Origin of the sequence: Blautia sp. 2227st1_G12_2227SCRN_220401 (genome assembly GCF_039062885.1) — a bacterium.
Lineage (GTDB): Bacteria > Bacillota > Clostridia > Lachnospirales > Lachnospiraceae > Blautia_A > Blautia_A fusiformis.
Map to the genome: position 1 here is coordinate 68,093 of NZ_JBCLNI010000002.1, position 26,515 is coordinate 94,607.

The 26,515-nt window shown below is 45.7% G+C and carries 20 protein-coding genes; 16 read left to right on the forward strand and 4 right to left on the reverse strand.

Annotated elements, in window-relative coordinates; genetic code table 11:
* The first annotated feature begins 49 nt into the window (after positions 1-49).
* The 4 genes from ABCM67_RS01515 to ABCM67_RS01530 all read left to right on the forward strand — a co-directional run bounded on the left by ABCM67_RS01515 (position 50) and on the right by ABCM67_RS01530 (position 3,195).
* Positions 50-430, forward strand: coding sequence for a DUF6483 family protein (locus ABCM67_RS01515; protein WP_022426444.1), 381 nt, complete (start codon positions 50-52; stop codon positions 428-430).
* Entirely contained in the window at positions 430-1,101 is a 672-nt protein-coding gene (locus tag ABCM67_RS01520) for a YkgJ family cysteine cluster protein (protein WP_110102515.1), read from the forward strand. Before ABCM67_RS01515 ends, ABCM67_RS01520 begins: the two co-directional genes overlap by 1 nt.
* A 79-nt stretch (positions 1,102-1,180) precedes the next feature.
* Positions 1,181-2,080 carry a LysR family transcriptional regulator gene (locus ABCM67_RS01525; RefSeq protein WP_110102514.1) on the forward strand — a complete coding sequence of 300 codons (900 nt, stop codon included), beginning with the start codon at positions 1,181-1,183 and terminating at the stop codon, positions 2,078-2,080.
* A gap of 326 nt (positions 2,081-2,406) precedes the next feature.
* Positions 2,407-3,195: a shikimate kinase gene (locus ABCM67_RS01530; RefSeq protein WP_178016032.1), complete on the forward strand. Its 789-nt coding sequence runs from the start codon at positions 2,407-2,409 to the stop codon at positions 3,193-3,195.
* Positions 3,196-3,336: 141 nt separating this feature from the next.
* Here ABCM67_RS01530 and ABCM67_RS01535 read toward each other — a convergent pair whose 3' ends face one another.
* Positions 3,337-4,245 (reverse strand): LysR family transcriptional regulator, encoded by a 909-nt coding sequence (locus ABCM67_RS01535; RefSeq protein ID WP_021652297.1) that lies wholly within the window; start codon positions 4,243-4,245, stop codon positions 3,337-3,339.
* A gap of 286 nt (positions 4,246-4,531) precedes the next feature.
* Here ABCM67_RS01535 and ABCM67_RS01540 point away from each other — a divergent pair, with 286 nt between their 5' ends.
* The 5 genes from ABCM67_RS01540 (at position 4,532) to ABCM67_RS01560 (ending at position 11,226) form a co-directional block, all read left to right on the forward strand.
* Positions 4,532-5,371 (forward strand): TIM barrel protein, encoded by an 840-nt coding sequence (locus tag ABCM67_RS01540; RefSeq protein WP_022426446.1) that lies wholly within the window; start codon positions 4,532-4,534, stop codon positions 5,369-5,371.
* 113 nt (positions 5,372-5,484) lie between these two features.
* On the forward strand, positions 5,485-7,410 hold the full coding sequence (locus tag ABCM67_RS01545) for an FAD-dependent oxidoreductase (protein WP_015527026.1): 1,926 nt from the start codon (positions 5,485-5,487) through the stop codon (positions 7,408-7,410).
* Between the two features lie 114 nt (positions 7,411-7,524).
* On the forward strand, positions 7,525-8,406 hold the full coding sequence (gene aroE / locus ABCM67_RS01550) for a shikimate dehydrogenase (RefSeq protein WP_015527027.1): 882 nt from the start codon (positions 7,525-7,527) through the stop codon (positions 8,404-8,406).
* A gap of 5 nt (positions 8,407-8,411) precedes the next feature.
* Complete coding sequence (locus tag ABCM67_RS01555) at positions 8,412-9,611, forward strand: MFS transporter (protein WP_021652301.1); 1,200 nt, start codon at positions 8,412-8,414, stop codon at positions 9,609-9,611.
* A gap of 232 nt (positions 9,612-9,843) precedes the next feature.
* The gene (locus ABCM67_RS01560; RefSeq protein WP_342992439.1) at positions 9,844-11,226 is read left to right on the forward strand and encodes a hypothetical protein; all 1,383 of its coding nucleotides are present in this window, start codon (positions 9,844-9,846) and stop codon (positions 11,224-11,226) included.
* 235 nt (positions 11,227-11,461) lie between these two features.
* On the opposite strand, the gene aroD is transcribed toward ABCM67_RS01560, so the two are convergent.
* From aroD to ABCM67_RS01575, 3 genes are all read right to left on the reverse strand, one after another.
* A complete protein-coding gene (gene aroD, locus ABCM67_RS01565; RefSeq protein ID WP_015527030.1) occupies positions 11,462-12,223 on the reverse strand; it encodes a type I 3-dehydroquinate dehydratase in 762 nt (253 codons plus the stop codon).
* A 37-nt stretch (positions 12,224-12,260) separates the two neighbouring features.
* Positions 12,261-13,139 (reverse strand): shikimate dehydrogenase, encoded by an 879-nt coding sequence (locus ABCM67_RS01570; protein WP_118608570.1) that lies wholly within the window; start codon positions 13,137-13,139, stop codon positions 12,261-12,263.
* Between the two features lie 220 nt (positions 13,140-13,359).
* On the reverse strand, positions 13,360-15,357 hold the full coding sequence (locus tag ABCM67_RS01575) for an FAD-dependent oxidoreductase (RefSeq protein ID WP_287071325.1): 1,998 nt from the start codon (positions 15,355-15,357) through the stop codon (positions 13,360-13,362).
* A gap of 356 nt (positions 15,358-15,713) precedes the next feature.
* Between ABCM67_RS01575 and ABCM67_RS01580 the strand changes: the two genes are divergently transcribed.
* From ABCM67_RS01580 to ABCM67_RS01610, 7 genes are all read left to right on the forward strand, one after another.
* Positions 15,714-16,217, forward strand: a complete 504-nt coding sequence (locus tag ABCM67_RS01580; RefSeq protein WP_092069605.1) for an NUDIX domain-containing protein — start codon at positions 15,714-15,716, stop codon at positions 16,215-16,217.
* Between the two features lie 310 nt (positions 16,218-16,527).
* Positions 16,528-16,893, forward strand: a complete 366-nt coding sequence (locus ABCM67_RS01585) for a BMC domain-containing protein (protein ID WP_015527035.1) — start codon at positions 16,528-16,530, stop codon at positions 16,891-16,893.
* Positions 16,894-16,904: 11 nt separating this feature from the next.
* Positions 16,905-17,336 carry a BMC domain-containing protein gene (locus ABCM67_RS01590; RefSeq protein WP_138277193.1) on the forward strand — a complete coding sequence of 144 codons (432 nt, stop codon included), beginning with the start codon at positions 16,905-16,907 and terminating at the stop codon, positions 17,334-17,336.
* Positions 17,337-17,354: 18 nt separating this feature from the next.
* On the forward strand, positions 17,355-17,885 hold the full coding sequence (locus tag ABCM67_RS01595; protein WP_022426452.1) for a EutP/PduV family microcompartment system protein: 531 nt from the start codon (positions 17,355-17,357) through the stop codon (positions 17,883-17,885).
* Positions 17,886-18,189: 304 nt separating this feature from the next.
* Positions 18,190-19,641 (forward strand): sodium:alanine symporter family protein, encoded by a 1,452-nt coding sequence (locus ABCM67_RS01600; protein WP_022426453.1) that lies wholly within the window; start codon positions 18,190-18,192, stop codon positions 19,639-19,641.
* 3 nt (positions 19,642-19,644) lie between these two features.
* Positions 19,645-21,246, forward strand: coding sequence for an amidohydrolase (locus ABCM67_RS01605; protein WP_110102509.1), 1,602 nt, complete (start codon positions 19,645-19,647; stop codon positions 21,244-21,246).
* Between the two features lie 46 nt (positions 21,247-21,292).
* A complete protein-coding gene (locus tag ABCM67_RS01610) occupies positions 21,293-26,299 on the forward strand; it encodes a leucine-rich repeat protein (RefSeq protein WP_059085378.1) in 5,007 nt (1,668 codons plus the stop codon).
* Positions 26,300-26,515: the final 216 nt, after the last annotated feature.

The window sequence follows — 26,515 nt, forward strand, 5'->3', positions numbered from 1 at the left end:
GGAGAAATGTGTCTGGCAGAACAGGACAGCAGAAAGAGAGGAAAACGATTTGGGATTACAGGATGACAGAATGTCAGGAAATATTCAGGATATCGCAAGACTGATCACAAGACTTCTTCTTAAGGGAGATATGCCGCAGTATACACTTCCTGCAGCAGAGGCAGATTATACAGAGGCAGACCAGCTTTTTAAGAAGGTTATCGGACTTGCTGATGAGGGTGACATCAACGGAGCGGAAAATGAGCTTCTTATGAACATGGAGGAAGATGATCCGGATTATCTGGAGCTTGCCCTTACCTTTTATCTGCATCTCAATGATATGGACGTAGATTACCTGGATGATCACGATTATTCCAGGGAGGAGATTCTGGACGGGTTGAAAAGCCTGGCTGAGGACTGGGGAGTTACAGGACTGGAGGCACTTGTCTAATGCGGCGGGAGGTTACACTGGAGGAAATTTCCGACGGTCGTTTATACGAGGCAAATGACATGGTAAAGGCAGACTGTCAGGACTGTAAGGGCTGTTTTGACTGCTGTACGGGAATGGGAGATTCTGTTGTACTGGATCCGCTGGATGTATGGCGGTTAAGTCAGGGACTTCACTTAAGTGTGGACCAGCTGCTTGCCGGAAAAATAGAGCTTGGCGTCACAGACGGAAATATTCTGCCGCATCTTAGGATGACAGGGGCAGAGGAACGATGCGTATTTCTGAATGGCAACGGAAGATGCTCCATCCACAGCTTCCGTCCGGGCTTCTGCCGTTTGTTCCCGCTGGGAAGATACTATGAGGACGGGAGTTTTAAATACATTCTTCAGATCCACGAGTGCAAAAAGACCAGCCGCAGTAAGATCAAGGTCCGGAAATGGGTAGATACTCCGGATTTTCGAAATTACGAAAAATTTGTCTGTGACTGGCATTATTTTCTTCTGGATGTCCAGGCGGTTCTCTATGAGAGCGAGGACAGTGATCTGATCCGAAACCTGAACATGTATGTGGTAAACCAGTTTTACAGGAAGCCTTATGATGAGAAGCGGGATTTTTATGAGCAGTTTTATGAGAGACTTGCGGCGGGAAAAGAACTCCTGAGCCTTGGAGTGTGAAACAGACCAGGCAGCGAGGTGTCTGAGCTTACCTGCCTGAAGGTCTCTCGCGCGGAGGAAAGAAAGGATTTTTTGACATATGAACTTAAATCAGCTCACATATTTTGTGACTCTTGCCCAGATCGAAAATTATACCAGAGCAGCCAAGAGGCTGGATATAACCCAGCCAAGCCTGAGCCATGCGATCTCCAACCTTGAAAAGGAACTGCAGGTTCCACTTTTTGAGCGTCACGGAAGAAATGTGACCATGACCAAATACGGGGAAATGTTTCTGAAATATGTGCAGGACTCCTTACATATCCTGAATCTTGGTGTGGAGAGGATACAGGAAGCGGCAAGGATTCCGGGAGGAAGTATTTCCATCGGATATATCCATACCCAGGGACGCAGATTTATCCCGGAGCTTGTCCGGGGGTTCCTTAATGAACAGGAGGGGAAGAAGATTGATTTCCGTTTTCAGAATGCAGCTACCGGAAGTCTGATCCGGGGTCTGAAGGAAGAGAAATTCGACGTGATCTTCTGTTCCCGGGCAGAGGGAGAGAAGGAAATCAGCTTTGTGCCGGTGTCAGAAGAAAAGCTGGTGGCTGTAGTGCCTGAGAACCATGCTCTTGCAGACCGAAATTCAGTGACCATAAAAGAGCTGGGACAGTATCCGCAGGTGACCTTTACCCCTGCAAGCGGACTGTATTTTGTGATCCGGGAGCTTTTCGAAAAGGAAGGACTTTCACCGGAGACGGCCTTTGAGGTAGAAGAGGATGGTGCACTGGCAGGTATGGTGGCGGAGGAATTTGGGGTAGGCATTGTGCCGGATGTACCGGTGATCCATACACTTCCTGTGAAAATCTTAAATATCGAGAATCTTCACTATCGCCGATATATATATATGGGAATGATGAAAAACCGGTATCCAAGTGCGCTTGTGGAGCAGTTCCGGGATTATATATATAAGCATTACCGGATCTATGAAGTGATACAGTAGAATCTTGGTGATATAATTTCTGTAAAAAATCTCTGCTTCTGTAAAAGGGCGGAGATTTTTTTGACACAGATCCTAGCGTGAATACTATAGCAATTCCATAAATTACTGCAAACAATCCAGTCCATCATAGTGTGAAGTCCTGCATCAGATATCTTTGCCGTGCCTAAAAATTATAAAAATAATCTATAGATCACATGCGTAAATTCAATGAAAATTTGGGTTGAGATAAAAATGACCAGTTGGTATAATAAGGACAGATACTTGATTTAAAGTGATAAAGTGATGACGGAAATCCGTAATAAAATGAACGAAGTAAAGGAGATATTATGAACCAGTTAGAAGTATTAAGAGAAAGCCTTGGACAGTGCGATGAGATCATTCTGGACGCACTCCTTATGAGAAACAGGATCGTAGAGGACATCATGGTATACAAGGAAGCTAACGATCTTCCGGTACTTCAGCCGGAACAGGAGGCGAAGCAGAAAGGATGGCTGGAAGCCAGAATGGAAGGCAGACGTCATAAGAAAGAGGTCAATGATGTTTTTGCAAGTATCATCCAGAACAGTAAAAGAATCCAGTCCAGAAATCTTTTCAATTATAATATCTTCCTGATCGGATTTATGGGAGCTGGTAAATCTACGATCTCCGATTATCTGAAGAATGTTCTTGCCATGGATGTTGTGGAGATGGATCAGTGTATCGTGGAGAGACAGGGAATGAGCATTTCCGATATCTTTGAGACTTACGGTGAAGAGTATTTCCGTGAGCTCGAGACAAATCTTCTGATCGAGATGCAGTCCAGATCGAATGTTGTAGTATCCTGTGGCGGTGGTGTTCCGATGCGGGAGCGCAATGTTGCTGAGATGAAAAAGAATGGCCGTGTCGTACTTCTGACTGCAAAGCCGGAGACGATTCTGGAACGTGTAAAGGATAATCATGACCGTCCGTTACTTGAGAACAACAAAAATGTTTCATTTATCGCTGACCTGCTGGAAAAACGTCGTGCGAAATATGAGGCAGCAGCAGATATAGTTGTTGAGACAGACGGAAAGAGTGAGCTTGAGATTTGCGAGGAGCTGATCCACAGACTTCGTGAGGCAGAGGCGAATAAATAACTGCTGATCATAAAACAGAATAGTTTTACATATAAAAGAGACAGCTGTCCGATAAACCGTACAGAAACAGAACGGGGATCGGGCAGCTGTCCTTTATGATATAAAAGATCCGGACCATATATTTGCAGATGAACAGACCGTTTAATTTGTCTTATAGAAAATCTCCCGCGAGGTTTCCTCGATCACAAATTTTTTAAAGGCCTCCACAACCGGCGGATGGTATACATCCTTCAGCATGGCCATGTAGAAATTCCGCTGCCAGCTTGGAGAGACAAGGGGCAGGATCTTAAGGTTCAGAGAGTGCAGGATCGGGATATCCGGTGCAATGCAGATGCCGAAATCATTGGCAACAAATCCTGCGGCAACCTGATCCTCATCGATTTCAAAAGCCACATCCGGGTACTGACCGATGCTCTTAAATAACTGGTCAATGATCTGGCGGAGACCGCTTCTCTTCTTGAAGATGATCTGCTTGTATGGAAGCGTTTCCTCCAGATGAATCTCGGATTTCTCAGCAAGAGGATGTTCCGGCGGAACGATGACGACCAGATCCTGCTTGGCAACCGGAATAAATTCGATCAGTGGTTCGTCGTCAAATTTGGAACAGAAGCCGATATCGTATTTCTTTTCTTTCAGTCCGGTGAGGATATCGCCGGTAAGCACCTTATCGCAGAACAGATTGAAATGGATCTGTTTTCCCTTATTGGCATTAAGAAAGCTGCGGATGATCTTTGGCATAAAGTCAACACCCAGAGTTCTGAGAAAAGCCACATCGATCTGTCCTTCTCCCTTTCCTGCAAGCTGGAGACCGTTTACGGAGGAATCCAGCCGGTTCAGGGTTTGTTCCACATCCTCCAGAAAAGACTTGCCATATTTGGTGAGAGAAACATTCCGTCCGTTTTTTTCAAATAATTTCACTCCAAGCTCTTCCTCCAGAGAAGAGATCGCGTGACTTAGGCTGGGCTGTGTGATGGCCAGAACATCCGCAGCTTTTGTATAATGCTCCAGATGAGCCAGTGTCACGAAATAGCGAAGATGATACAGATTCATTTTTCAATACTCCTTTCGTAAGTTTATCTGAATGTTTTACTTCGAACAGATCCCCGGTAAGTCTGACAGACATAAGAGATTTGCCGGGCCGTATGCAGTGACGGCGGCAATACGGCTGAATATGTTTTATATAGTATAACATGATATATTGATAAAATCTATGGATTCTCCTGGTACAATCAATTTGTTTTGTATTTAACAAAGTTATATAATGCTTATAGAAAAAAGATACAAAATAATTTAAAAAAAACAAATAAAATTATTTAAATTTTCAGGAGGAATTATCATGTCAAAAGAATTTCCAATCACAATCAGTTCCTGGACACTGGGAGATCAGTGCAAATTTGAGGACCGTGTAAAAGCTGCCAAAGAGGCTGGCTATGAGGGGATCGGCCTGAGAGCAGAAACCTACGTAGATGCCCTGAATGAGGGACTTTTCGACGAGGATATCCTGGCAATCCTGGATAAATATGACATGAAGGTAACAGAGGTTGAGTACATCGTGCAGTGGGCAGAGGAGCATCGTTCCTATGAGCAGAAATACAAAGAACAGCTCTGCTTCCATATGTGTGAATTATTTAACGTAAAACAGATCAACTGCGGACTGATGGAGAACTATTCCGTAGAGTACACAGCACAGAAGCTTCGTGAGCTTTGCCACAGAGCAGGCAAATACATCATCGGTGTTGAGCCAATGCCATACAGCGGAATCCCGGATGTGAAAAAGGGCTGGGCTGTTGTAAAAGCTGCTGACTGCGAGAATGCGAAACTGATCCTTGATACATGGCACTGGGTAAGAGCAAACCAGCCGATCGAGCTTTCCGTACTTGAGGGAATCCCGGCAGACAAGATCGTATCCATCCAGATCAACGATGTATGGGAAAGACCATATGCAACAACGATCTTAAGAGATGAGTCCATGCATGACCGTCTTGCTCCTGGAACAGGAATCGGAACAACAGTACCGTTCGTAAAAATGATCAAAGAAAAAGGCATCAGACCAAATGCCATCGGCGTAGAGGTTATCAGCGATGCAAACCTTGAAAAAGGTATCGAGTATGCTGCAAAACATACATATGAGAACACAAAGAAGGTACTGGAAGAGGCTTGGCCGGAAGTACTGTAATTAATATAAGAAACTAATATTTCAGACGGGCCCCTGTTTCCGACGTCATACCGGTGACAGGGCGTTACCGTGAAAGAAACAAAAAGATTGTTTCAAAGGAAAGGAGAACGCATATGAAATTCAATGCGATGTTTCAGCCGATCGAGATCGGTCCTATGACAGTAAAGAACCGTTTTGTTGTTCCGCCAATGGGAAATAACTTTGCAAACACAGACGGAACAATGAGTGAGCAGTCCGCTGCATATTACAGAGAAAGAGCAAAAGGCGGATTTGGTCTGATCACCATCGAGGCTACTGTAGTTCACAAGGGCGCAAAGGGCGGCCCGCGTAAACCATGTCTTTATGACGACTCTACAATCGAGAGCTTCCGCAAGGTTATCGACGGATGTCATGCAGAAGGAGCAAAGGTGTCCATCCAGCTTCAGAACGCAGGTCCGGAAGGAAATGCAAAGAACGCAGGAGCACCGATCACAGCAGCAACCAGTATCCCGTCAGTGTGCGGCCGTGATATTCCGAAGCAGCTTACAACTGAGGAAGTTTATGAGCTGATCAAAGGCTACGGTGAGGCAGCAAGAAGAGCAATGGAAGCAGGAGCAGATGCTGTTGAGATCCATATGGCACACGGTTATCTGGTAAGTACCTTCCTTTCTCCGAGAACAAACAAGAGAGTGGATGAGTTTGGCGGATGCTTTGAGAACCGTATGCGTTTCTCCCGTCTGATCATCGAGGAAGTTAAAAAAGCAACACAGGGAAAAATTGCAGTTCTTGCAAGAATCAACTGTGCAGATGAGGTTCCGGGCGGACTTGATGTCCACGACAGTGCAGCAATCGCAGCATATCTGGAAAGCTGCGGACTGGACGGACTCCATGTATCCCGTGCCGTTCATATCAAGGATGAGTTTATGTGGGCACCGACTGTTATCCACGGTGGATTCTCTGCAGCAGAGGTTGAGGAGATCAAACGTGCGGTAAATATCCCGGTGATCACAGTTGGACGTTATACAGAGCCACAGTTCGCAGAACTGATGGTAAAAGAAGGAAGAGCAGACCTTGTAGCATTCGGACGTCAGAGCCTTGCAGATCCGGCTATGCCGAAGAAAGCACAGGAAGAGCGTCTTGAGGATATGACTCCTTGTATCGCCTGTCTTCAGGGCTGTGTTGCAAACATGTATGCAGGAAATCCGGTATGCTGTCTGACAAACCCATTCCTGGGTCATGAGGCAGAGCCGCTTGAGAAAGCGGAAGAGCCGAAGAAGGTTATGGTTATCGGTGGCGGTGTTGCAGGACTTTCCGCTGCATTTATCGCAAAAGAGAGAGGACATGAGGTAACACTTTATGAGGCAGGAGATGTTCTCGGCGGAAACATGAGACTTGCTGCATATCCGCCAGGAAAAGGTGACATCACAAACATGATCCGCAGCTACATCCATCGCTGCCAGAAGGATGGCGTTAAGATCGTGATGAACTGTGAGGTAACTCCGGAGCTTATCAAAGAAGAGAAGCCGGACAGCGTGATCATTGCCACCGGTTCCAAGACTCTGATCCTTCCGATCGAGGGAATCGACAATCCGGCTATCATCCACGGCTCAGACCTTCTGGATGGCAAGAGAGCAGCAGGCAAAAAGGTTCTCGTTGTCGGCGGTGGAATGGTTGGATGCGAGACAGCTGCATTTTTAGGCGAGCAGGAGCATGATGTAACTGTTATCGAGTTCCGTGATACCGTAGGTGCAGACGTGATCCACGAGCACAGAGTATATCTGATGAAGGATTTCGAGGACTACGGAATCAAGGAGATCACCGGAGCAAAGGTATGCAAATTCTATGAAGACGGTGTAGAATATGAGACCGCTGACGGAGTACGTCACGAGTCAAGAGGATATGATTCTGTGATCCTTTCCATGGGATTCCGCAACTACAATCCTCTGGAAGAGAAGATCAAAGACCTTGTACCTGAGACACATGTGATCGGAGATGCTATCCGTGCAAGACGTGCACTGGATGCAACAAAAGAGGCTTATGAGGTAGCTTCCAGGATCTGATCTGCCAATCTATCCAATAAAACGGACAGTACAAAAATTAAAAAGATGACCTGTCAGACACCGGAGAAAATATATCCGGTGTCTGACAGGGGAAAATGCAGGAGGTAAAAAGAAATGGAACAGAGAATTAAAGGAACAACTGGTTTACTTGCACTGATCGGAAGCCCTGTAGGACATTCCGGATCCCCGGCTATGTACAACTTCAGCTTCCAGTACCATAACCTGGACTATGCTTACATGGCATTTGATATCAAAGAGGATCAGGTTCCGGCAGCTCTTGATGCAATGCGTCTGTTCAAAATGAGAGGCTGCAATGTAACCATGCCTTGCAAGAACAAAGTAGCTCAGTGTGTAGACGAGCTTTCACCGGCAGCAAAGATCATCGGCGCTGTAAACACCATCGTAAATGAGGATGGAAAACTTGTTGGACATATCACAGACGGTATCGGATTTGTCCGCAATCTGAAAGAGCACGGTGTTGATGTAAAGGGTAAAAAGATGGTAGTCCTCGGAGCAGGCGGTGCAGCTACAGCCCTTACTGTACAGTGTGCCCTTGACGGCGCTGCATCCATTGCGATCTTCAATCCTGACGATCCATTCCTTGACAGAGCAAAAGGAACTGCTGAGAAGCTTGCAAAAGAAGTACCGGACTGCAAAGTAAGCGTATATTGCCTTGACGACCAGGACAAACTGAGAGAAGAGATCGCAAACGCAGATATCCTCGCGAACGGAACACTTGCAGGAATGAAACCACATGATGACATCACACTGGTTGATAAATCCATGTTCCATAAGGATCTTGTTGTTGCTGACTGCGTATACAATCCGGCCGAGACAAAGATGGTAAAAGAAGCAAAAGAAGCAGGCGTGAAGCTTGCGGTAGGCGGAAAAGGAATGCTTCTGTGGCAGGGTGCAGCATCTTACAAGCTTTACACAGGTCTTGAGATGCCGACAGATGAGTACCAGAAATTTCAGGCTGAGAACGAAGGGAAATAAGAAAAATGAGCCAGACAGGTAAGAAAAATTTAGTGATTACTTCTATCGCGCTGTATTTTACATATTTCATCCATGGAATCGGAGCTTCCATCATGGGTCAGTACAAGCCGGAGCTTGCGGCTCACTGGGGAGCAAAGGCTTTAAGTGATGGAACTATGGATGTCAGCATGGTAGTATCTGTAATTGCCGCACTTGGACTTGGAAGACTGATCTCTCTTCCGTTTTCCGGTCCCCTGTCCGACAAATTCGGACGCAGATTAAGCGGAATCATCGGCGTAATCTGTTATGCAGCATACTTTATGGGAATCGCATTTGCTCCGTCTATGGGAGTTGCCTACGCCTTTGCCATTGTAGGCGGTATCGCAAACTCCTTCCTGGACACCTGCGTAAGCCCGACATGTATGGAGATTTATGTAAACAATCCTTCTGTAGCGAACCTGTTTACAAAATTCTCCATGTGTATCAGCCAGTTTCTGCTTCCTTTCCTCATCGGATTTGTAGCAGCGGCGAATATGTCCTACAGAACCATTTTTATTGTTGCAGGTGCTGCGATCTTTATCGATGGAATCCTGATTCTGTTCCTGCCATTCCCGGAGAGAAATACAGCAGGTACAGTAAAGAAAGAAAAAGCAAAATTAAAGATCACTCCTGCAGCTCTTGCAGCAATCCTCATCGGATTTACAAGCTCTTCTACATTCATGCTGTGGCTGAACTGTAACCAGGAGCTCGGAAAGCTTTATAACTTAAGTGATCCTTCCAAAATCCAATCATTCTATGCAGTAGGAACCTTTGCAGCAATCCTGTGTTCCTCTGTATTTATCAAAAAAGGACTGAAGGAGATCAATATCCTGATCATTTATCCACTGATCTCTTTCATCATGCTGGGACTTTGCTACTTTATCCAGAATCCGACAATCTGTCTTATCGGTGGATTTGTGATCGGTTTTGCAGGCGCAGGCGGTGTGCTTCAGCTGGCTGTTTCCACAACTGCGGAGTTCTTCCCGGAAAACAAGGGAACTGCAACATCCATGGTCATGATCGCATCCAGCGTTGCGAACTACACCATTCTGACACTGGCCGGCTACATTACAAAGACTGCCGGAACCAGTGCTCCGAGAATGATCCTGCTTCTCAATATGGCAGTGACATTCATAGGAATCCTTCTTGCACTGTTCGTTAAGATGAACCGTGGAAAAGAGGCTTGACTGAATCAAGGAAATCCCTTGGGGTGAATATCCGTTTGACTACAGTAAAAAAAGTGAATCATTGTATGGATACAGACAAAGATGACTGAATCTGTGCAAAACAAAGTTCCAATTCGGGAACAATTCCCGGATTGGACTTTACCGTTTCTGAAAATGTTTGTTAATTAACAAACTTACAAAATAAAAGATACTATATATGTATTATCAAAAAAAACGATAAAGGAGAATCGTTATGGCACGTGCAGCAAGACAGCGAAGAGAAAACGAACTGCCCTACATTCCGTTTGGGCCATTTCAGATTCGTTTTCCGTTTATTCACTATAAAATTGAGTCCGTAGAGTTTATCCAGGGTCTGATCCTTGGAGTTACGGCACTGGCGGCTGTTCCTTATCTTGAACAGTATCTGGGACTGCCTTATGAGCTGGCATGGAGCTGTGTGATCATAGAGACCATGCTGTATATGCTACACAGCTTACTTGGCGATCCGGTTGTACCGGGATGGATCACACCGACCCTTCCGCTGACTATCGTATTCCTGGAAGGCTTCCCTATGGGAAAAGAACGTATCCAGGCAATGATCGCCCTGCAGATGCTGGTTGGTCTGGTGTTCATATTTATGGGTGTCACCAAGCTTGCGGATAAATTTGTCCATGCAGTACCAAATTCTGTTAAGGGTGGTATCCTTCTTGCTGCGCCGGTGACGGTTATGGCAGGACAGCTGGGTGATGGCGGCAATATGCATAAGTATCCGCTGGCCATCGTTGCCGGTGTAGGCCTTCTGGTCCTGATCAGCTTTTCGGATAAATATCAGGAGAAGAGAAAGAATAACAAATTCCTGGATCTTGTTGCCAGATATGGAAACCTTTTCCCATATCTGATCGCCATGGTGGTAGGTCTTCTTGTAGGAGAGCTGGATGCGCCTGGTCTTGAGCTGGGAACCTTTATCAAGATCCCCCAGTTCAAAGAGATCATCTCCCAGGTAAGTATCTTTGGTGTGGGAATCCCGCCGGTTTCCATGTTTGTCAAAGCACTTCCTCTGGCACTTGTATGCTATGTTATCGCATTTGGTGATTTTGTTACCACAGAGACACTGGTTACAGAGGCACGCCAGTCCAGAGATGATGAGTACATTGATTTCAATTCCAGCCGTTCCAACCTGGTCAGCGGCATCAGGAACCTGATCCTTTCCGTCATTGCCCCGTTCCCGCCGCTTTCCGGTCCGTTATGGGTTGGAATGACAGTATCTGTTTCCATCCGTTACAAGGAGGGAAAGAAAGCTATGAAGTCTCTGATCGGCGGTATGGCATCCTTCCGTATTGCAACGTTTTTAAGTGTGCTGATCATTCCGGTTGTAAGCTTCTTCCGTCCGATCTTCGGAGTCGGTTCCTCCATTACTCTGATGTTTCAGGCCTTTGTCTGTGCAAGGATCGGTATGGATTACTGCAGAACAGACCGTGACAAGATGATCGCAGGTGTTATGGCAGCTGTGCTTGCAACCCAGGGAACTGCATGGGCATCCGCATGGGCCCTGGCTGTAGGCTTCGGTCTGAATATCTTCCTTTCAAACTGGGACCCCAGAAAGAAAGAGGAGAATGCCATCGAGGATAAAAATTGATCAGAGGAATAACAAAGATATAAAAAACAGAAAAAGAAGAAGTGTGCTGGATGGGTCAGCACACTTCTTTTTTTGTCATGAGATTTGTTGTTTTTAATTATTATTTTAATAGATTTGCTATTATGGGATTAAAATTGCAAAAATTTGTTACATCAATTGGGTTTAAAAACTGGTTTATAATTCGCGTTCTGTTACAAAAATCTACCGTAGATCCTTTTTATGGGAGGTTACAGGATCACAGGCTTTTGTGGATAATGTCAAGAACCTGTGCAAGCTCGTTGACATTGATCTGTCCCGGTGCGGAAGCTTTGGTAGCTGCACCGAAGGTAAGGGCGGAACCGAAGGTTTCACCAGCGAGACGGCTGACAACACCGGTACCTGCCATGGACATGGTAATGATCGGGCGGTCGGCGAACTGCTCGGACATTTCCAGCGTGGCACTTAAGAGTGTAAGCACGTCCTGTTTGTTTCTTGGCATAACAGCCATTTTCGGGATATCTGCGCCATAGTCCTGCATCATGCGAAGACGGCGCACGATCTCATCCTTCTCAGGAGTTGCGTCAAAATCATGGTTGGAAGCGATGACCTTTACGCCATAGCTGTGTGCTTCCTGGATCATGCTTTTTACGATCTCCTCACCTGTGAAGGCTTCTACATCAATGAGATCTACATAGCCGCTTTTTGCGACAGCCATGTTGAGTGCTTTGTAAGCTTCGTTGGAGATCGCTTTTTCTCCGCCTTCCTTTGCAGTACGGAAGGTGAAGAGGATCGGAGTGTCCTTTAAAACGGTCTGGAGATCTTTTGCCACATCCAGAACCTTGTCTGTGTCAAAAACGTCCTCAAACCAGTCAACACGCCATTCCACAACGTCTACGGGTATCCTTGCGAAGGTCCCTGCCTCAAGGAGGATATCATCCTTTGTCTGTCCCACGATCGGGACACAGATCTTCGGTCTTCCCTCTCCGAGTGTGATATTTCTTACCTGAACTGTTTTCATAATGGTCCTTTCTGATACGACAGGAACAGATAGCAGTTTAGTCGTCGTATCTGATGTTAAGAATCTCTTTCATATGTTCGATCGGCATCGGTTCTCCGGTCCACAGTTCAAATGCAGCGGAGCCCTGGAAAAGCATCATGCCAAGGCCGTTCATTGTCTTGCAGCCAACTTCCTTTGCCATAGAACGCATAGCAGTTTCAAGAGGGGAGTAAGGCACGTCAACAACGATAAGCTCCGGGCGGAAGTAAGACTTGTCCGGAACAACGGACTGACCTTCTAGTGGTTTCATTCCAACACCTGTCGCATTTACGAAAATATAACTGTCAGCCATTTCTTTTTTCAGCTGGTCAAGATCAGCCAGATCATAGAGAACAGCATGGCTTGAAGTTCTGGTGTTGATCTTTTCTACCGTAGATACTGCACGATCCCAGAATTCATCTTTGCGGTTGAAGATCACGATCTCGCCTACACCGTCAAGTGCTGCCTGGATCTCGATAGCAGTTGCGGCACCACCTGCACCTACGATGGTCATTTTCTTTCCGATGGCGTCGATGTTATTGTCTTTCAGTGCTGCCATAAATCCGATACCGTCTGTGATATGGCCTGTAAGATGACCATGATCATTAACGATGGTGTTTACAGCGCCGCACATTTCTGCTGCCGGTGAAAGCTCGTCAAGGTACTGGCCTACCAGAGTTTTGTTCGGCATGGAAACGTTGGAACCTCTCATTTTCAGAGTACGGATGGCCTTTACAGCATCCTCGATCTCGTCTGCACCAACCTCAAATGCAAGATATGCATAATCATAGCCAAGCTTTGCAAAAGCTTCATTCTGCATGGCAGGAGAGCTGGAGTGGCGGATCGGATATGCCATAAGACCAATCAGTTCGGTATGTCCTGTGATTCTTTCTGACATGGTAATAACTCCTCTCATTGGTAAAATCTGGATGAAGATTTGTCTTTTTAAACCTCCCGCCACATAGATCTGAAGAAGCTGCGGACATCTCCGGACGGCTGCGGGGGAGGAAGACGTGGAAAATTTATGTTACGGATCACCGAGTGAACTGTAACAGATCTATATACACTTTCCGGTAGAAGGATTGAAATGTTCCCGGAAAGGGTATAGCGGAAAAATATTAAAAGTATCCCTTCTGCTCAAGAATGGTAAGGATATTGCGTCCTTCCTGGGTACCGTCAATGATTCGTCTTGCTCTCTGGCTGTCGCCGATGTTCATGATCTCAACATCCTCAGAAGAAAATTCCTCTGTGAGGTTCTGGTAAAGCTGTCCCTGAGCTCTCATTCCGAGACATACGAAGCCGTACTCAAATGGAAGCTCATAAGGCTCACCGTCGCCCCTGACAAGGAAGGAAGAATCCTTAACCTCAAGGAGAGCAGTTTTTGTAAGCTGATGTACATTGTGTTTTTTCATCATGGTTTTTGTGTCATTTTTGCTTACCGGGTCAAGATCACGTCCGATCTGATCCATCATCTCAACGATAGAGATGTCTGCGTTTCTGTCAGCAAAGAATTCCACAACATCAAGACCTACAGCACCGCCGCCTACAACAACAACCTTTTTGCCTTCCAGATCCTTCGGAAAATCATTAATGTGGCTGATCATACCAAGAATAGAATAAATATTATGGTTCTCGTTGTCAATACGATCCTTCAGTCCTGCGATCGGAGGCAGAAGCGGAGCGGAGCCGGTGGAGCTTACGATGATATTCGGATGGAACTTGCGGATGTTTTCCGGTGTTCCTTCTGTGTTTTTGAAGATGTAAAGATTATCAAGCTGTTCAGCACGATGCATGAGATAGTGCGGGAAATCAGCAAGACGGTTCTTTGCAGGGATCTTTGAGATCAGAGATGCAAGTCCGCCAAGCTCATTGCCTTTTTCAAGAAGGAAGGTATTGCATCCAACCTCTGCGGCTGTACAGGCAGCTTCCAGTCCGGCAGTGCCGCCGCCGATAACGACTACGTTGCAGTTTTTATTTACATGTTTTTTCTTATATACATCGCCCTCAAGAACAGATGGGTTTACAGTACAGCGGATCGGACGGTTTACACCGATACGGTTTCCGGCACAGCCAACGTTACAGGAGATACATTTGCGGAGGTCACACTCATGACCTGTGGCAACCTTGTTTACCCATGCAGGGTCTGCAATCAGACCACGGCCCATACCGATCAGGTCTGCATCACCGTCAGCCAGGATACGCTCAGCAACCTTCGGGTCACGGACATTACCCATGGAGATACATGGCTTGTTGAATTTTTCTCTTACGGCCTTTGCCATGTAGGAACGCCATCCGTCCGGGAGATAATTTGCATCGATCTGGTACTGGATGGAACCGTTAAGTCCGCAGGAAACATCAAAGATATCAACCTCTTCCTGAAGATAATCCAGGTATTCCAGAGTATCCTCCAGTGTATTTCCGCCCTCCATCAGCTCATCCGCACTGAGACGGAGCATGATCGGGAAGAAAGGTCCTACCTGTTTCCTTACCTCATCGATGACCATACGGCAGAAACGGGTACGGTTCTCAACAGATCCGCCGAACTCATCGGTACGCTTGTTTGTGATCGGGGAGAGGAACTGACTGATCAGATAGGAGTGTCCTGCATGGATCTCTACTGCATCAAAGCCAGCTGTCTGTGCACGTTTTGCAGCCTCACCGTATTTTTTTACGATGTGAAGGATCTCGTCTTTGGAAAGAGGCCGCGGGATCTCGCCGCCTTCTTTGGATGGAACGTCAGATGCGGAAACTGGCTGCATGTTGATTCTGGAAGAAACAGCGGAAGCTCCGGCATGGTTGATCTGGATCGCAATCTTTGTTCCGTATCTATGAATATTTTCACAGAATTTGAAAAGACGTGGCAGATAGTTGTCATGGTCGATGCGCAGCTGTGTGGTTCCGTTGGAGCCTTGCGGGGAATCGATGCTTGCGTTCTCTACGATGATGAGACCTGTGCCACCCTTCGCACGCTGCTCATAATAATTGATATGAAGAAAACTCATTTCGCCGTTCTGTTCACCGTAGTTGGTGCCCATCGGCATCATAACAATACGGTTCTTGATAGTCATATTTTTAACGGTTAATGGGGAAAAAATATGCGGATAATCATTCTTCATCTGAAAAAAACCTCCCTGGTTATTTTAAATAGAATCGTTTGTTTGTGTTAATTATATAACAGAATAATCTATAAAACTAATTCATAATACGAGCAATATAATAAAAATAATCTATAGATTTTTGGATATCATCTTTCAGGCTGCAGGTACTTGCATGCTTATAATGTGAAAAAACAGATGTAGAACGGTAACGCTAACTGGAAAATGGTATCGGATCCAGGGGTTTACATATATGATTTTAACGTGTTATCATAACAAATAAAAAAGATACAGAAAACGGAGAAACGGGCAGGCTGAAACGGATCAAATGTAAGACTGTATTTCCGCGTTCTGTAAAAAGACAGGAGATAGATAAAATGGAATTCTGGGATATTTACGATGCAGATAAGAAACCGACAGGACGGACTATGAAGCGCAATGACTGGTGTTTAAAAGATGGAGAGTATCATCTGACAGTTTTGGGCGTGGTAGCAAGACCGGACAAGACCTTTCTTATTACAAAACGTGTGATGACAAAGGCCTGGGCTCCGGGCTGGTGGGAGGTTTCCGGCGGTGCAGCCCAGGCAGGAGAGGCTTCCCGTGATGCAGTACTCCGTGAGGTAAAAGAGGAGACCGGACTGGACGCCAGTGAGGCAGAGGGCGGATACCTTTTTACATATAAAAGAGAGAACCCGGGGGAAGGAGATAATTACTTTGTGGATGTGTACCGTTTTGTCATGGATGTGGAGGATAAGGATCTGAAGCTTCAGACAGAAGAGACAGACGGATATATGTTTGCAACCCTGGAGCAGATCCGGGCGTTTGCCGCAGAGGGAAAATTCCTACATTATGACAGTATTAAGAAGGTGTTTGAGTTCTGAGCAGATTTCTGACTGGTTTTCCGCGAGGATTTGAAAATAAATGTTGTTTTTTGTGGATTTCTATTTTTGAAAACGTTGTTTTTTGACTTGTTTTCGAAGAATTGTCTTGACATTAAAATTGGTAAATAGTAAAATTAAATCAGATGAACTGCCAGACTGTTTTTTGACCATGAGCAGGTAGCAGAGCGGATTTCAAAGATCTGCCTGACTTTAGGAAGCTGTAAGCCGGATGAATGAAATCCGGCTTATAAAATTATCCAATATTATCAGATCGAGAATAATATAAAATTTTGAAAGCGAGGAATCATCAATGGCGGATGAACATAGAGATCAGATCAGAATCGTACAGGAAACCGTAGCCGGTAAGGAGATCACATTTGCCCATATCATGGGTGGTCCGGCACCTATCATATATCAGAAGCTTGGACTGAATCCGCAGGTGGACTATGGATCATCTGCAATTGGTATCATGAACATGACACCTTCCGAGTCTGCTGTGATCGCATCCGATATTGCTGTGAAGAGCGGTAATGTGTATCTTGGATTTGCAGACCGTTTTACAGGAACACTGATCATAACAGGAGAGATTTCCGATGTGCAGACTGCAATGGAGGAGATCGTGGATTATTTCCGTGATACTCTGGGATATGTAGTATGCAATATCACCAAGAGATAAGGAAGTGTACCATGGAAGAACGGATAACGAAGGAAGAACTGCTGGAGAGGCTGTTTCATGATGATTATGAGAACCTTAAGGGAAGAAGACTTCGGCTGACCCGGGTGAGAGTACCTGGAAAGGAGCTTTCCTTTGCACATGTTTTTACACCAAATGACAGATCGATATATGAGAATCTTGCGTTACATATCGGTGTTCATGAAGGTGAAGATCACAGTGGAGATGCCATCGGCATGGTCCGTGTCACACCCTGGGAGGCAATCGTGGTTGCGGCAGATGTTGCAGTGAAGGCAGCTCATGTGGAAGTAGGATTTATGGATCGTTTCTGCGGGACGCTGATCCTGACAGGCGGTTTTACGGAAGTGATGACAGCCGTGGAGGAAGTGGTACGATTTTTCCATGAGACATTGAAATTCGATGTCTGTAAGATCCACAGGAGCTGAGGCAGGACGGGATAAAAAATGAAAAAAATTTTTCTGATGGGTCGAAGTGAAGCCGGCAAAACATCCCTGACACAGGCACTTAAAGGGGAAGAGCTTCATTATCATAAGACTCAGTATACCAATACAAATGAAGATACTATTGATTCACCGGGAGAATATGCGGAATCCAAGCATTTCAGCGTAGGACTGGCCTGCTTTTCCTTTGAGGCGGATGTGATCGCCATTGTACAGGCAGCCAATGAGCCCTTTAACCTGTTTAGTGACGGCAGCAGGAATTTTCTACTACGGCCGCTGATCGGGATCATCACCAAGGTGGATTCTCCCCATGCCAACATTCCCATGGTCAGACAGTGGATGGAGAACATGGGCTGTGAGAGAATCTTTATGGTAAATAACAAGACCAGGGAAGGCATCAGCGAGCTGATGGATTATCTGCAGGATGATCTCCCGACGCTTACGCTTGAACAGGCGAAATTCAAGCAGAGCCTTGGCCTTAACGAATGGGATTCCATGCCGGAAGGGGTGGAGTATCCGGAATCCATACGGTAAAATAGTAATATTCACGAAAAATGAATAAAAATACAAAATTCAAACAGAAAAAGTAGAAATTCCTCCGGAACTGTGATATACTGTCATCGTTTGGAAGATTCGTGGGCTGAAATGTAAGATCCCCAGAGCATGAAGGATAAAGAGGATAGAAACGGGGCTCGCAGATATATGGCAGAAGAGCTGTATGTCGGGAACACCGGGTATCCGTATCTGACTTCGTGTTCCGGGGATTTTTTATATTCTATACACAGATTTTCCGAATGGATGCAAAAGACAAAAAATAAGAAGGACAGGAGAGGAAAAGATGTTTGAATTATTTGAAAATCTGACCAACTGGCTCTGGGGACTGCCGCTGCTGATCACGATCCTCGCTACAGGCGTATATCTGACAGTACGTTCCGGTTTCTTCCAGTTTCGCCATTTTGGTTACATTGTGAAAAACATGTTCAGTAAAGAACGTCGCCAGGAAGGCGGAGATGACGGAAAGAGCCTGACACCGTTCCAGGCTATTTCCATTGCGATCGGAGGTACTGTTGGTGTATCCAATATGTCCGGTGTTGCAACGGCTATTGCAACAGGAGGACCTGGGGCATTATTCTGGCTCTGGATCGCAGCGCTTCTTGCCATGGTCATCAAGATGGCAGAGGTAACACTTGCTGTATACTACAGAGAGAAACAGCCAAACGGTGAGTACCAGGGAGGCCCGACCTACTACATGCAGAAGGGGCTTGGCGGAGAGAAAAAGCTTCCTTTCTGGAAACTTTTTGCAGTACTGTTCGGCGGCTGTATTTTCATGACATGGTTCATTACTTTGCAGAATTATACAGTATCAGAGGCTGTCGGAAGTACCTTCCACCTGCCGTACATCGTACCGTCACTTTTGTATGTGGCAGCGATTTATCTGATCATCATCGGCGGTGTAAAGAAAGTCGGCGTGATCTCTTCCTATATGACACCGATCATGTGCATGCTTTACATTGTAGGCTCTCTCGCAATACTGGTAGTGAATTTTGACAAGCTGCCGGAAACCTTTGGACTGATCTTCAAGGGTGCATTTACAACACAGGCGGCAGTCGGCGGATTTATGGGAGCCGGTGTTGCAACAGCAATGCGTCTTGGCTTTGCCCGTTCCGTATACAGCAACGAGGCAGGCTGGGGAACATCTCCAATGATCCATGCTTCCGCAAAGACAGACCATCCTGTAAAACAGGGACTGATGGGAGCATTTGAGGTATTTGCAGATACTATCGTAGTCTGCTCCATGACAGGTCTTGTCGTTATCACCACAGGCTACTGGAATTCAGGACTTCAGGGGTCCGAGCTGACACTGACAGCATTTGAGTCCGGAATGGGCTCTGTTGCGAGAGCATTGATCGCGATCAGTATTTTCCTTTTCGGACTGACAACATCAACCGGATGGTTCACCTACTACAGCGTGATCCTGAAGCACTGGCTGAAAAACAATCAGAAGGTTCTGAAGATCGCAGAGAAGATTTTTATCCTTGGAACACCATTATGGGGTCTTCTGGTCACAGTGCTTACTCTTTACGGAAACGGAACACCGGCACAGCTGTGGGTAATTGCAGACTTTACAACCGTATTCCCTACATTTGTAAATGTTGCCACATTATTTATCTTAAGTGGTACCTTCTTTAAACTGCTGAAGGATTACAAGGCGCGTTACATGGGAATCGGTAAAGTAGATAAGGATATGGCACTTTTCTACGAGGATAAAAAAGAAAAAGAGGAAAAATAAACAGTGGATACAATTTTTTTTAACGGATGTATAAGAACACTGGATGACAGTGAAAAAGTGGCAGAGGCTGTGGGAATCGAAAATGGCCGGATCGTTTTTGTGGGAACTGATAAAGAAGCGGAAGCTTTTTCCTGCAAAAAGCGGATCGACCTTAAGGGAAGGCTGATGCTGCCCGGTTTTGTGGATACACATATGCATATGCTGCATTATGCATTTGTGGAAAGATCTGTAAAACTGTTTGACTGCACAAGTGTTGAGGAAATGCTTGCCGCAGCAAAAAAAAGACTGGAGGAGAGCAAAGGTCAGAAGCTGACCTGGCTCTACTGCAGAGGCTGGAATGAGGAGCATTTTGATAAGCCACGCTATCCGCACAAGGATGAGCTGGATGCGCTCTCAACGGAAATCCCCATCATTATGGTGCGTGTCTGCGGGCATGTGGCTGTGTGCAACAGCTGCGGTCTGGAGCTTCTGAAAAAAATCCCGGAGTTCCCGGAGATTGAGAAGGAGGTTGACCTGGATACCGGACTTCTGAAGGAGAATGCAGTACAGTTTTATTCTTCCGTATTGGAAGCACCATCCCAGGAAGAAGTGGAAGACTACATCAAATACAGTGCGAAGAAGCTGAATGAATGTGGATTTACAGGTGTACAGTCCGATGATCTTGCTTCACTTCCGGGGAAAAACTGGCGTCGGATCATGGCCTCCTATAAGGCACTGGATGCCAGAGGAGAGCTGAGTATCCGCCATTATGAGCAGTGCCTTTTTGAGCGGGCGGAGGATGCGAAGGCTTTTATTGAGGAAGGATATCGTACCGGACAGAGGGGGTATCACTTTACTGTCGGACCAATGAAGCTGATCCAAGATGGTTCCCTTGGTGCAAGAACAGCGGCCATGAATGAGCCTTACGAGGATTCGCCGGGAAATACCGGGATCATCACATTCAGTCAGGAGGAGCTTGACGATCTGTTTGCTTTTTTTGACCAGCATCAGATGCAGGCAGCGGTACACTGTATCGGCGATCGTGCCATGGATATGGTCATTGAGGCAGCAGCGAAATCTCCTTACCGGAAGGATAATAAAAAGGGCAGACATGGTATCGTGCATTGCCAGATCACCAATCCGCGTATTTTGCAGGGGATGAAAGACCAGGATCTTCTGGCATATATCCAGCCGGTATTTATCGATCTGGATATGAACACAGTGGAACCTGCCATCGGCGCACACCGTATGGATAAGGTGTATGCATGGAAGAGCATGCTGGATATGGGAATCCATACGTCCGGCGGTTCGGATGCTCCTGTGGTAAGCTTTGATGCCATGGAGAATATTTATTTTGCAGTCACCCGCAAAAATATCAGCGGTCAGCCACAGGAAGGCTGGATCCCATCCGAAAAAATGTCTGTAGATGAGGCGGTGAAGCTTTTTACAAAAAACGCAGCTTACGCTTCCTATACAGAGAAGGAGAACGGAACGATTGAAACCGGGAAAAACGCGGATCTTGTAGTTCTTGAGAAAGATATTTATTCCATTGATCCCGATGAGATCAAGACGGTGAAGGTGGATATGACAGTTCTTGGCGGCAAAGTCGTCTTTGAACGGGAATAAACCATTCCCATAAATATTTATGAAAAAGAAAAAGGAGGAGAGTAAGATGAAGAGAAAACTGGCACTGCTTCTGACAGTGACAATGCTGGCAACAAGTGTGTATACACCGTGGCTGGCAAATGCGGCAGAGTTTACTTCCGGTGAAGAAAACTCTCTGTACACGGAAGAGAAACCGGAAACAGAAGAAATTGAAGAAGAACCGGAAGCAGACACAGAAGAAGCCGGAGAAGAGGAGGTACAGGAAGATATCCTTTCCGACGAAAACACGGACACTGGTGAAGCGGAAGAAATTCAGCCATCAGAGGAAATGACAGAGGAGGAAGAAACACAGGAGCTTCTGCCAGAGCCGGCTGACGGAGAACAGGAATCTGCTTTTGAGGATGGCCAGACAGAAGAAGCCGGCGCAGGTACCACAGGCGTCTGGAACGGACTTAACTATAAGGTATCCAATGGGGAAGTAACGATCCTTTCAGTGGTCTATGATCAGCATTTTGACAAAGACGGGAAAAAGACCGGGGAGGACCGCTGTCAGCAGACAGACGGAAAGATCCCTTCAAGTATCGCAGGCTATCCGGTTACGGAGATCGCAGGAGGAGCCTATGCGAACTGCATTAACATGACTGAGGTGGTCATTCCGTCAACGGTGAAGAGAGTGGAAAGGGAAGCCTTCAGCGGCTGTACTTCTGTTCGCAGTATTTCACTTCCGGATAATGGAGTTACCATCTGTGCCGGTGTTTTTCAGGGCTGTACGGCACTGAATTCTGTTCATATACCGGCATCTGTAAAGGCGGATGGAGCCATCGGGGAAAGTCCGGCCTATGCAGGCGTATTTGCACGATGCAGCGCACTGCGGAATGTAACCTTCGGAGAAGGCATTACCTCGATCCCCAAGGGATTCTTTTTAAGCTGTACCGGGCTTCTCAGTATCAATATACCGGACAGTGTGACAAATATCGAAAAAAATGCGTTTAACAGCTGCGTCAATCTGAAAGATGTCCATCTTTCCGCAAAGCTTGAGTCTATCGAAGCAGGAGCCTTTAATAACTGTAAAAGTCTGAGCAAGATCCAGCTGCCTTCCACACTGAAGGTTTTAAGAGGCAGTGCGTTCAGCGAAACCAGTCTTACAGAAATCAATATTCCGCCACAGATGAAAACAGAGGATTATACCGCAGCCAACAGAGCATGGGGAGGACCGTTTGCAGGTCTGACGACACTTAAGAAGGTTACATTTGAGCAGGGAATGGAAGAAATCCCGAGAGGTATTTTTTATTCACCGGGGTCAATGCTCATGCTGGAGGAAGTGGTTCTGCCGGATTCCGTAAAAAAAATCGGCTATCGGGCATTCTGTAACTGCGGATATCTTAAAGAGATCACACTGCCCAAAAACCTGGAATCTATCGATGCAGATGCATTCTGGAACTGTACGGATCTGAAGCTGAGCAGAAGTGAACTTCCGGCATCCCTGAAAGTCATCAATGGTTCTGCGTTCTATGGCTGTAAAAATATTGACAGGATCGTATTTCCGGAAGGACTGGAATTTCTTGGAGGAAGTGCCTTTGGAGGCTGTACAGGCCTTAACGAGATCAATGTGCCGGCAGGTGTTGATACTGCTTACCGGGAAGCAGGACCTTTTGTAGATTGTTCCAATCTTAAAAAGGTTACATTCGCAAAGGGAATCGATAATGTTCCCTACAGCATTTTTGAGAACTGTAAAGGCCTTGAAACCGTAGAGATCCCGGATACAGTGAAAAAAATTGAGTCCTATGCCTTCAGCGGCTGTACAGGGCTTACAAAGGTGAATATTCCAAAGAACGTAACACAGATCGACAATGATGCATTTCTGAAATGCAGTGCGCTGAAGGAAATCCAGCTTCCGGAATCGCTGGTCTATATGGGATCTGAGGTCTTTAAAGCATGCACGGCACTGGAGAAGATCACATTTCCTTCCCGGAATATTGCAAATGGAACAGGCTCCAATATTTTTGCGGAGTGCAGTTCCCTGAAGAATGCTACGATCCCTTCCGGGGTTACAAAGCTGAATGATAGCCTTTTTGATGGCGTATCAGAAAATTTTGCCATTTACGGATATACAGGATCCTATGCAGAAAGCTACGCAAAGGACCACTCATTCAAGTTTGTTTCCGTAGGAACCACAGAAAAATTAAACTTTAAGATCACATTCAACAAAAATGCGAAAAAAGCAGTGCTGTCGGAGAAACAGAAGACAAAGCTCCTGAAAAAGGGAGAGGCATTCGGAACCCTTCCGGTACCTGTCTATAAGGGATATTATTTCCTGGGATGGTATACCAGAGCAGGAAAAGGCGGCACGAAGATCACTTCCAAGTCTTTATTACTTCTGCCCGAGGATTTGACATTATACGCACACTGGGCAAAAGCAGATCTGACCAAGGCAAAGATCACCGTTGGAAGCCGTACCTGGAACGGAAAGGCATCCCTTCCAAAGGTAACGGTAAAATTTAACGGTATAACCTTAAAATCCGGTAAGGATTATAAGGCATCGACCAAAAGCAAAGAGCCGGGAACCGGAAGTGTGACTATTAAGGGATCGGGTGCTTTTGCAGGATCAAAATCTGTAAAGAAAAATTTCAAGATCAATAAGGCTGCACGTACACTGAAGGTATCCAATGTGATCAAAGGAGCCGGCAATAAAGGAAAAACGTTCACCATTTCCACAAAGATCAACGGAGGTAAGGCAGATAAACCGAAGATCACCTTTAAGAGCAGCAATTCTTCCGTTGCAAAGCTAAACGGAAGTAAGGCGACACTTCAGAAGACGGGATATTCTTATATTACCGTAAATGTAGGCGCCACAAAGCATTACAAGGCAGTATCCAAAAAGGCTCTTGCGGTTCTTCAGGGAAAACAGAACATTACCTTAAATCCGGACGGAATGAAAAAAGGTACAAAAGCCAATACCTATGTTACCTCCGGCGAACTTCTGGCGAAGCCATTAAGAGTCAAGGCACTGGATGAGGCGGCAGTTACCTGCAGCGTGAATGCATCCGGATTAAATGGAGAAGCATGGATCACCGGCGGAGACAAGCTTACGGCAAAGGGTAGAGGAAAGATCACCATCAGGCTCACCGCAAAAGAGAGTAAGCATCATGTTTACCCAAAGACAACCAAAACCATTACGGTGGAGGTGAACGGTTTTGCCGTTTACGGCAAGGAATGGGCTTATGAACAGAACAATAACGGAACCATAACCCTGGTAAGATATTATGGAAAGAATTCCAAGGTCGGTATTCCGTCAAGCCTGAGCATAGCTTCCTCTGCAAGAAAAGTAACAGCACTGGGGGCGGGACTGTTTAAGAACAATACGACGATAACGTCCGTAAGCATTCCTTCCAGCGTAAATACCATTGGAGCCAGTGCATTTGAGGGCTGTAGCAGCCTCAGTGAGGTCAGCAATTCTTCTGCACTTAAGAAGATCGGCGCAAATGCCTTTAAGAACTGTAAAAAACTTAAAAATATCGAATTACCGGAAACGGTTACATCCATTGGAGCCGCAGCGTTTATGAACTGTTCTGCACTTACCATGATCAGGCTTCCTTACGAGCTTACTATCATTGAAGCAAATACTTTCTCCGGATGTACCACAATGGGGGGAGCGCTGTATCTTCCGTTAAATCTGGAGACTATCGGAGATTCTGCTTTTGAAAACTGCCGGGCTATCGGCAAGGTACACGTTTTCGGTTATGTGACCAGAATCGGAAAAAATGCTTTCCAGGGCTGCGAAAGCCTTGCGGAAGCAGCTTATGCCGGAATCAAAAGAGGATGGACTCAGTCCATTTCCTGGGGCGCAGGCAATGAAAAACTTAAAAACGCAAGCCTTACCTCCTATGTTTACGGAGAAAACTTCCTTTCAAGTTTCGTGAAGATGTCAGAAGAAGAATTCCTTACAGATCATGCAGATTACCTTGGAAATGCAGAGATCAGCAAGGTTGCAAAAGAATTGCAGAGTGAATCCTATACTGCAATGGCATCAAAAAGTAAATTTGATGATATGGCAGCAGCACTGATCAGCCAGCTGGAAGCAGGCACACCGAATGTAAAAGCCATATTTGAACATTTTACCGGTGTAAGCTACAGTGAAGATAAGCTTAACATGGAGATGGCCAGAGAACTTCTTCAGAGTATGCAGGAAGAGGACTGGAACAGAAGATATGATTCGCTGGCAGATCTGTTGAAAGTAATAAATGGATTTTTCGGTGAAGCCAAGAATATCCGTGAAAGCTTTAAACTGGACGGGAGAACCCGTTATCAGTTTGCCCGGACAGTTTCCTCAAAGTTTTTAAATGGAGCGGTAGATGCCAGCAAACTGAATAATGCATTTAAACTGTTTACGGATAACTGGGGCAAGATCGAAAAAGCGAACAAAGCAATTGGAAAGGGATTAGACCTTTATGACTTTGTGATCTCCTGGATGCTGGTCCTGCATGTAGAATATGATCAGATCGTACAGCTGATGCATCTGGTTCCGACAGACAGTGGTCTTTATACAGGACTGAATAAGCTGGAACAGTGGTACAGTAAGGATATCTACAGTATGGCGGTGGATTATATAGCAGATGATATTCTGAGTGAAACAGCAGACCTTACCAATGATCTTATAACAAAAGGTATCGTAAATACTGTATGGAAGGGGCAGAAGCTGGGTGCTTCCAGCTATACCCTTGTAGCAAAATGGGGATTTAAACTGGTGGGCAAGGCATTCAGCGGAATCCAGCCATCGATCTCAGCTTACAATAAGGCATGGATCACTATCTGTAATACAAGATATCTTCAGTCCCAGATGGAAAATCTGCGAATAAAACTGGCAAACGGCCAGAATGATAATACAAACAGAAAATATTTTGCAACAGCAGCAAAGGCATACTTCGCATCTCTGCGTCAGCAGGTTGAGTATGTATCCAAAGCTGTTGACAGCAAACAGTCCAGCGAGCTTATGTTCCTGTACAGAAGATACGAACCAGGACTTACCTACAATTCCTACATCTATTCCCAGATCGCACGGTATGAGGGAATCTGACAAAAAAGGAGAAAACTGTAAATAACGCCAAAAAAGCTGTCCGTAAATGCGGGCAGCTTTTTTTACGGGAAACTGAGAAGATGTTACTGTTCACTCCGTTCTCAGTAACAGTAAAATTGATACATGGAAAATACTGATTGAGAAACAAGGGTAAACTGGTTATAATAAAATTAAGAAGTAAGCAGAGCATAGAATGATCAGTAGAAAATGAGGGAT

Bases quoted from the DNA above. Each gene is read 5' to 3' on its own strand.
- ABCM67_RS01555 (WP_021652301.1), top strand. From the start codon at position 8,412: ATGAGCCAGACAGGTAAGAAAAATTTAGTGATTACTTCTATCGCGCTG.
- ABCM67_RS01545 (WP_015527026.1), top strand. From the start codon at position 5,485: ATGAAATTCAATGCGATGTTTCAGCCGATCGAGATCGGTCCTATGACA.
- ABCM67_RS01590 (WP_138277193.1), top strand. From the start codon at position 16,905: ATGGAAGAACGGATAACGAAGGAAGAACTGCTGGAGAGGCTGTTTCAT.
- ABCM67_RS01520 (WP_110102515.1), top strand. From the start codon at position 430: ATGCGGCGGGAGGTTACACTGGAGGAAATTTCCGACGGTCGTTTATAC.
- ABCM67_RS01570 (WP_118608570.1), bottom strand. From the start codon at position 13,139: ATGTCAGAAAGAATCACAGGACATACCGAACTGATTGGTCTTATGGCA.
- aroE (WP_015527027.1), top strand. From the start codon at position 7,525: ATGGAACAGAGAATTAAAGGAACAACTGGTTTACTTGCACTGATCGGA.
- ABCM67_RS01610 (WP_059085378.1), top strand. From the start codon at position 21,293: ATGAAGAGAAAACTGGCACTGCTTCTGACAGTGACAATGCTGGCAACA.
- ABCM67_RS01540 (WP_022426446.1), top strand. From the start codon at position 4,532: ATGTCAAAAGAATTTCCAATCACAATCAGTTCCTGGACACTGGGAGAT.
- ABCM67_RS01535 (WP_021652297.1), bottom strand. From the start codon at position 4,245: ATGAATCTGTATCATCTTCGCTATTTCGTGACACTGGCTCATCTGGAG.
- aroD (WP_015527030.1), bottom strand. From the start codon at position 12,223: ATGAAAACAGTTCAGGTAAGAAATATCACACTCGGAGAGGGAAGACCG.
- ABCM67_RS01600 (WP_022426453.1), top strand. From the start codon at position 18,190: ATGTTTGAATTATTTGAAAATCTGACCAACTGGCTCTGGGGACTGCCG.
- ABCM67_RS01525 (WP_110102514.1), top strand. From the start codon at position 1,181: ATGAACTTAAATCAGCTCACATATTTTGTGACTCTTGCCCAGATCGAA.
- ABCM67_RS01560 (WP_342992439.1), top strand. From the start codon at position 9,844: ATGGCACGTGCAGCAAGACAGCGAAGAGAAAACGAACTGCCCTACATT.
- ABCM67_RS01530 (WP_178016032.1), top strand. From the start codon at position 2,407: ATGAACCAGTTAGAAGTATTAAGAGAAAGCCTTGGACAGTGCGATGAG.
- ABCM67_RS01595 (WP_022426452.1), top strand. From the start codon at position 17,355: ATGAAAAAAATTTTTCTGATGGGTCGAAGTGAAGCCGGCAAAACATCC.
- ABCM67_RS01580 (WP_092069605.1), top strand. From the start codon at position 15,714: ATGGAATTCTGGGATATTTACGATGCAGATAAGAAACCGACAGGACGG.
- ABCM67_RS01575 (WP_287071325.1), bottom strand. From the start codon at position 15,357: ATGAAGAATGATTATCCGCATATTTTTTCCCCATTAACCGTTAAAAAT.
- ABCM67_RS01585 (WP_015527035.1), top strand. From the start codon at position 16,528: ATGGCGGATGAACATAGAGATCAGATCAGAATCGTACAGGAAACCGTA.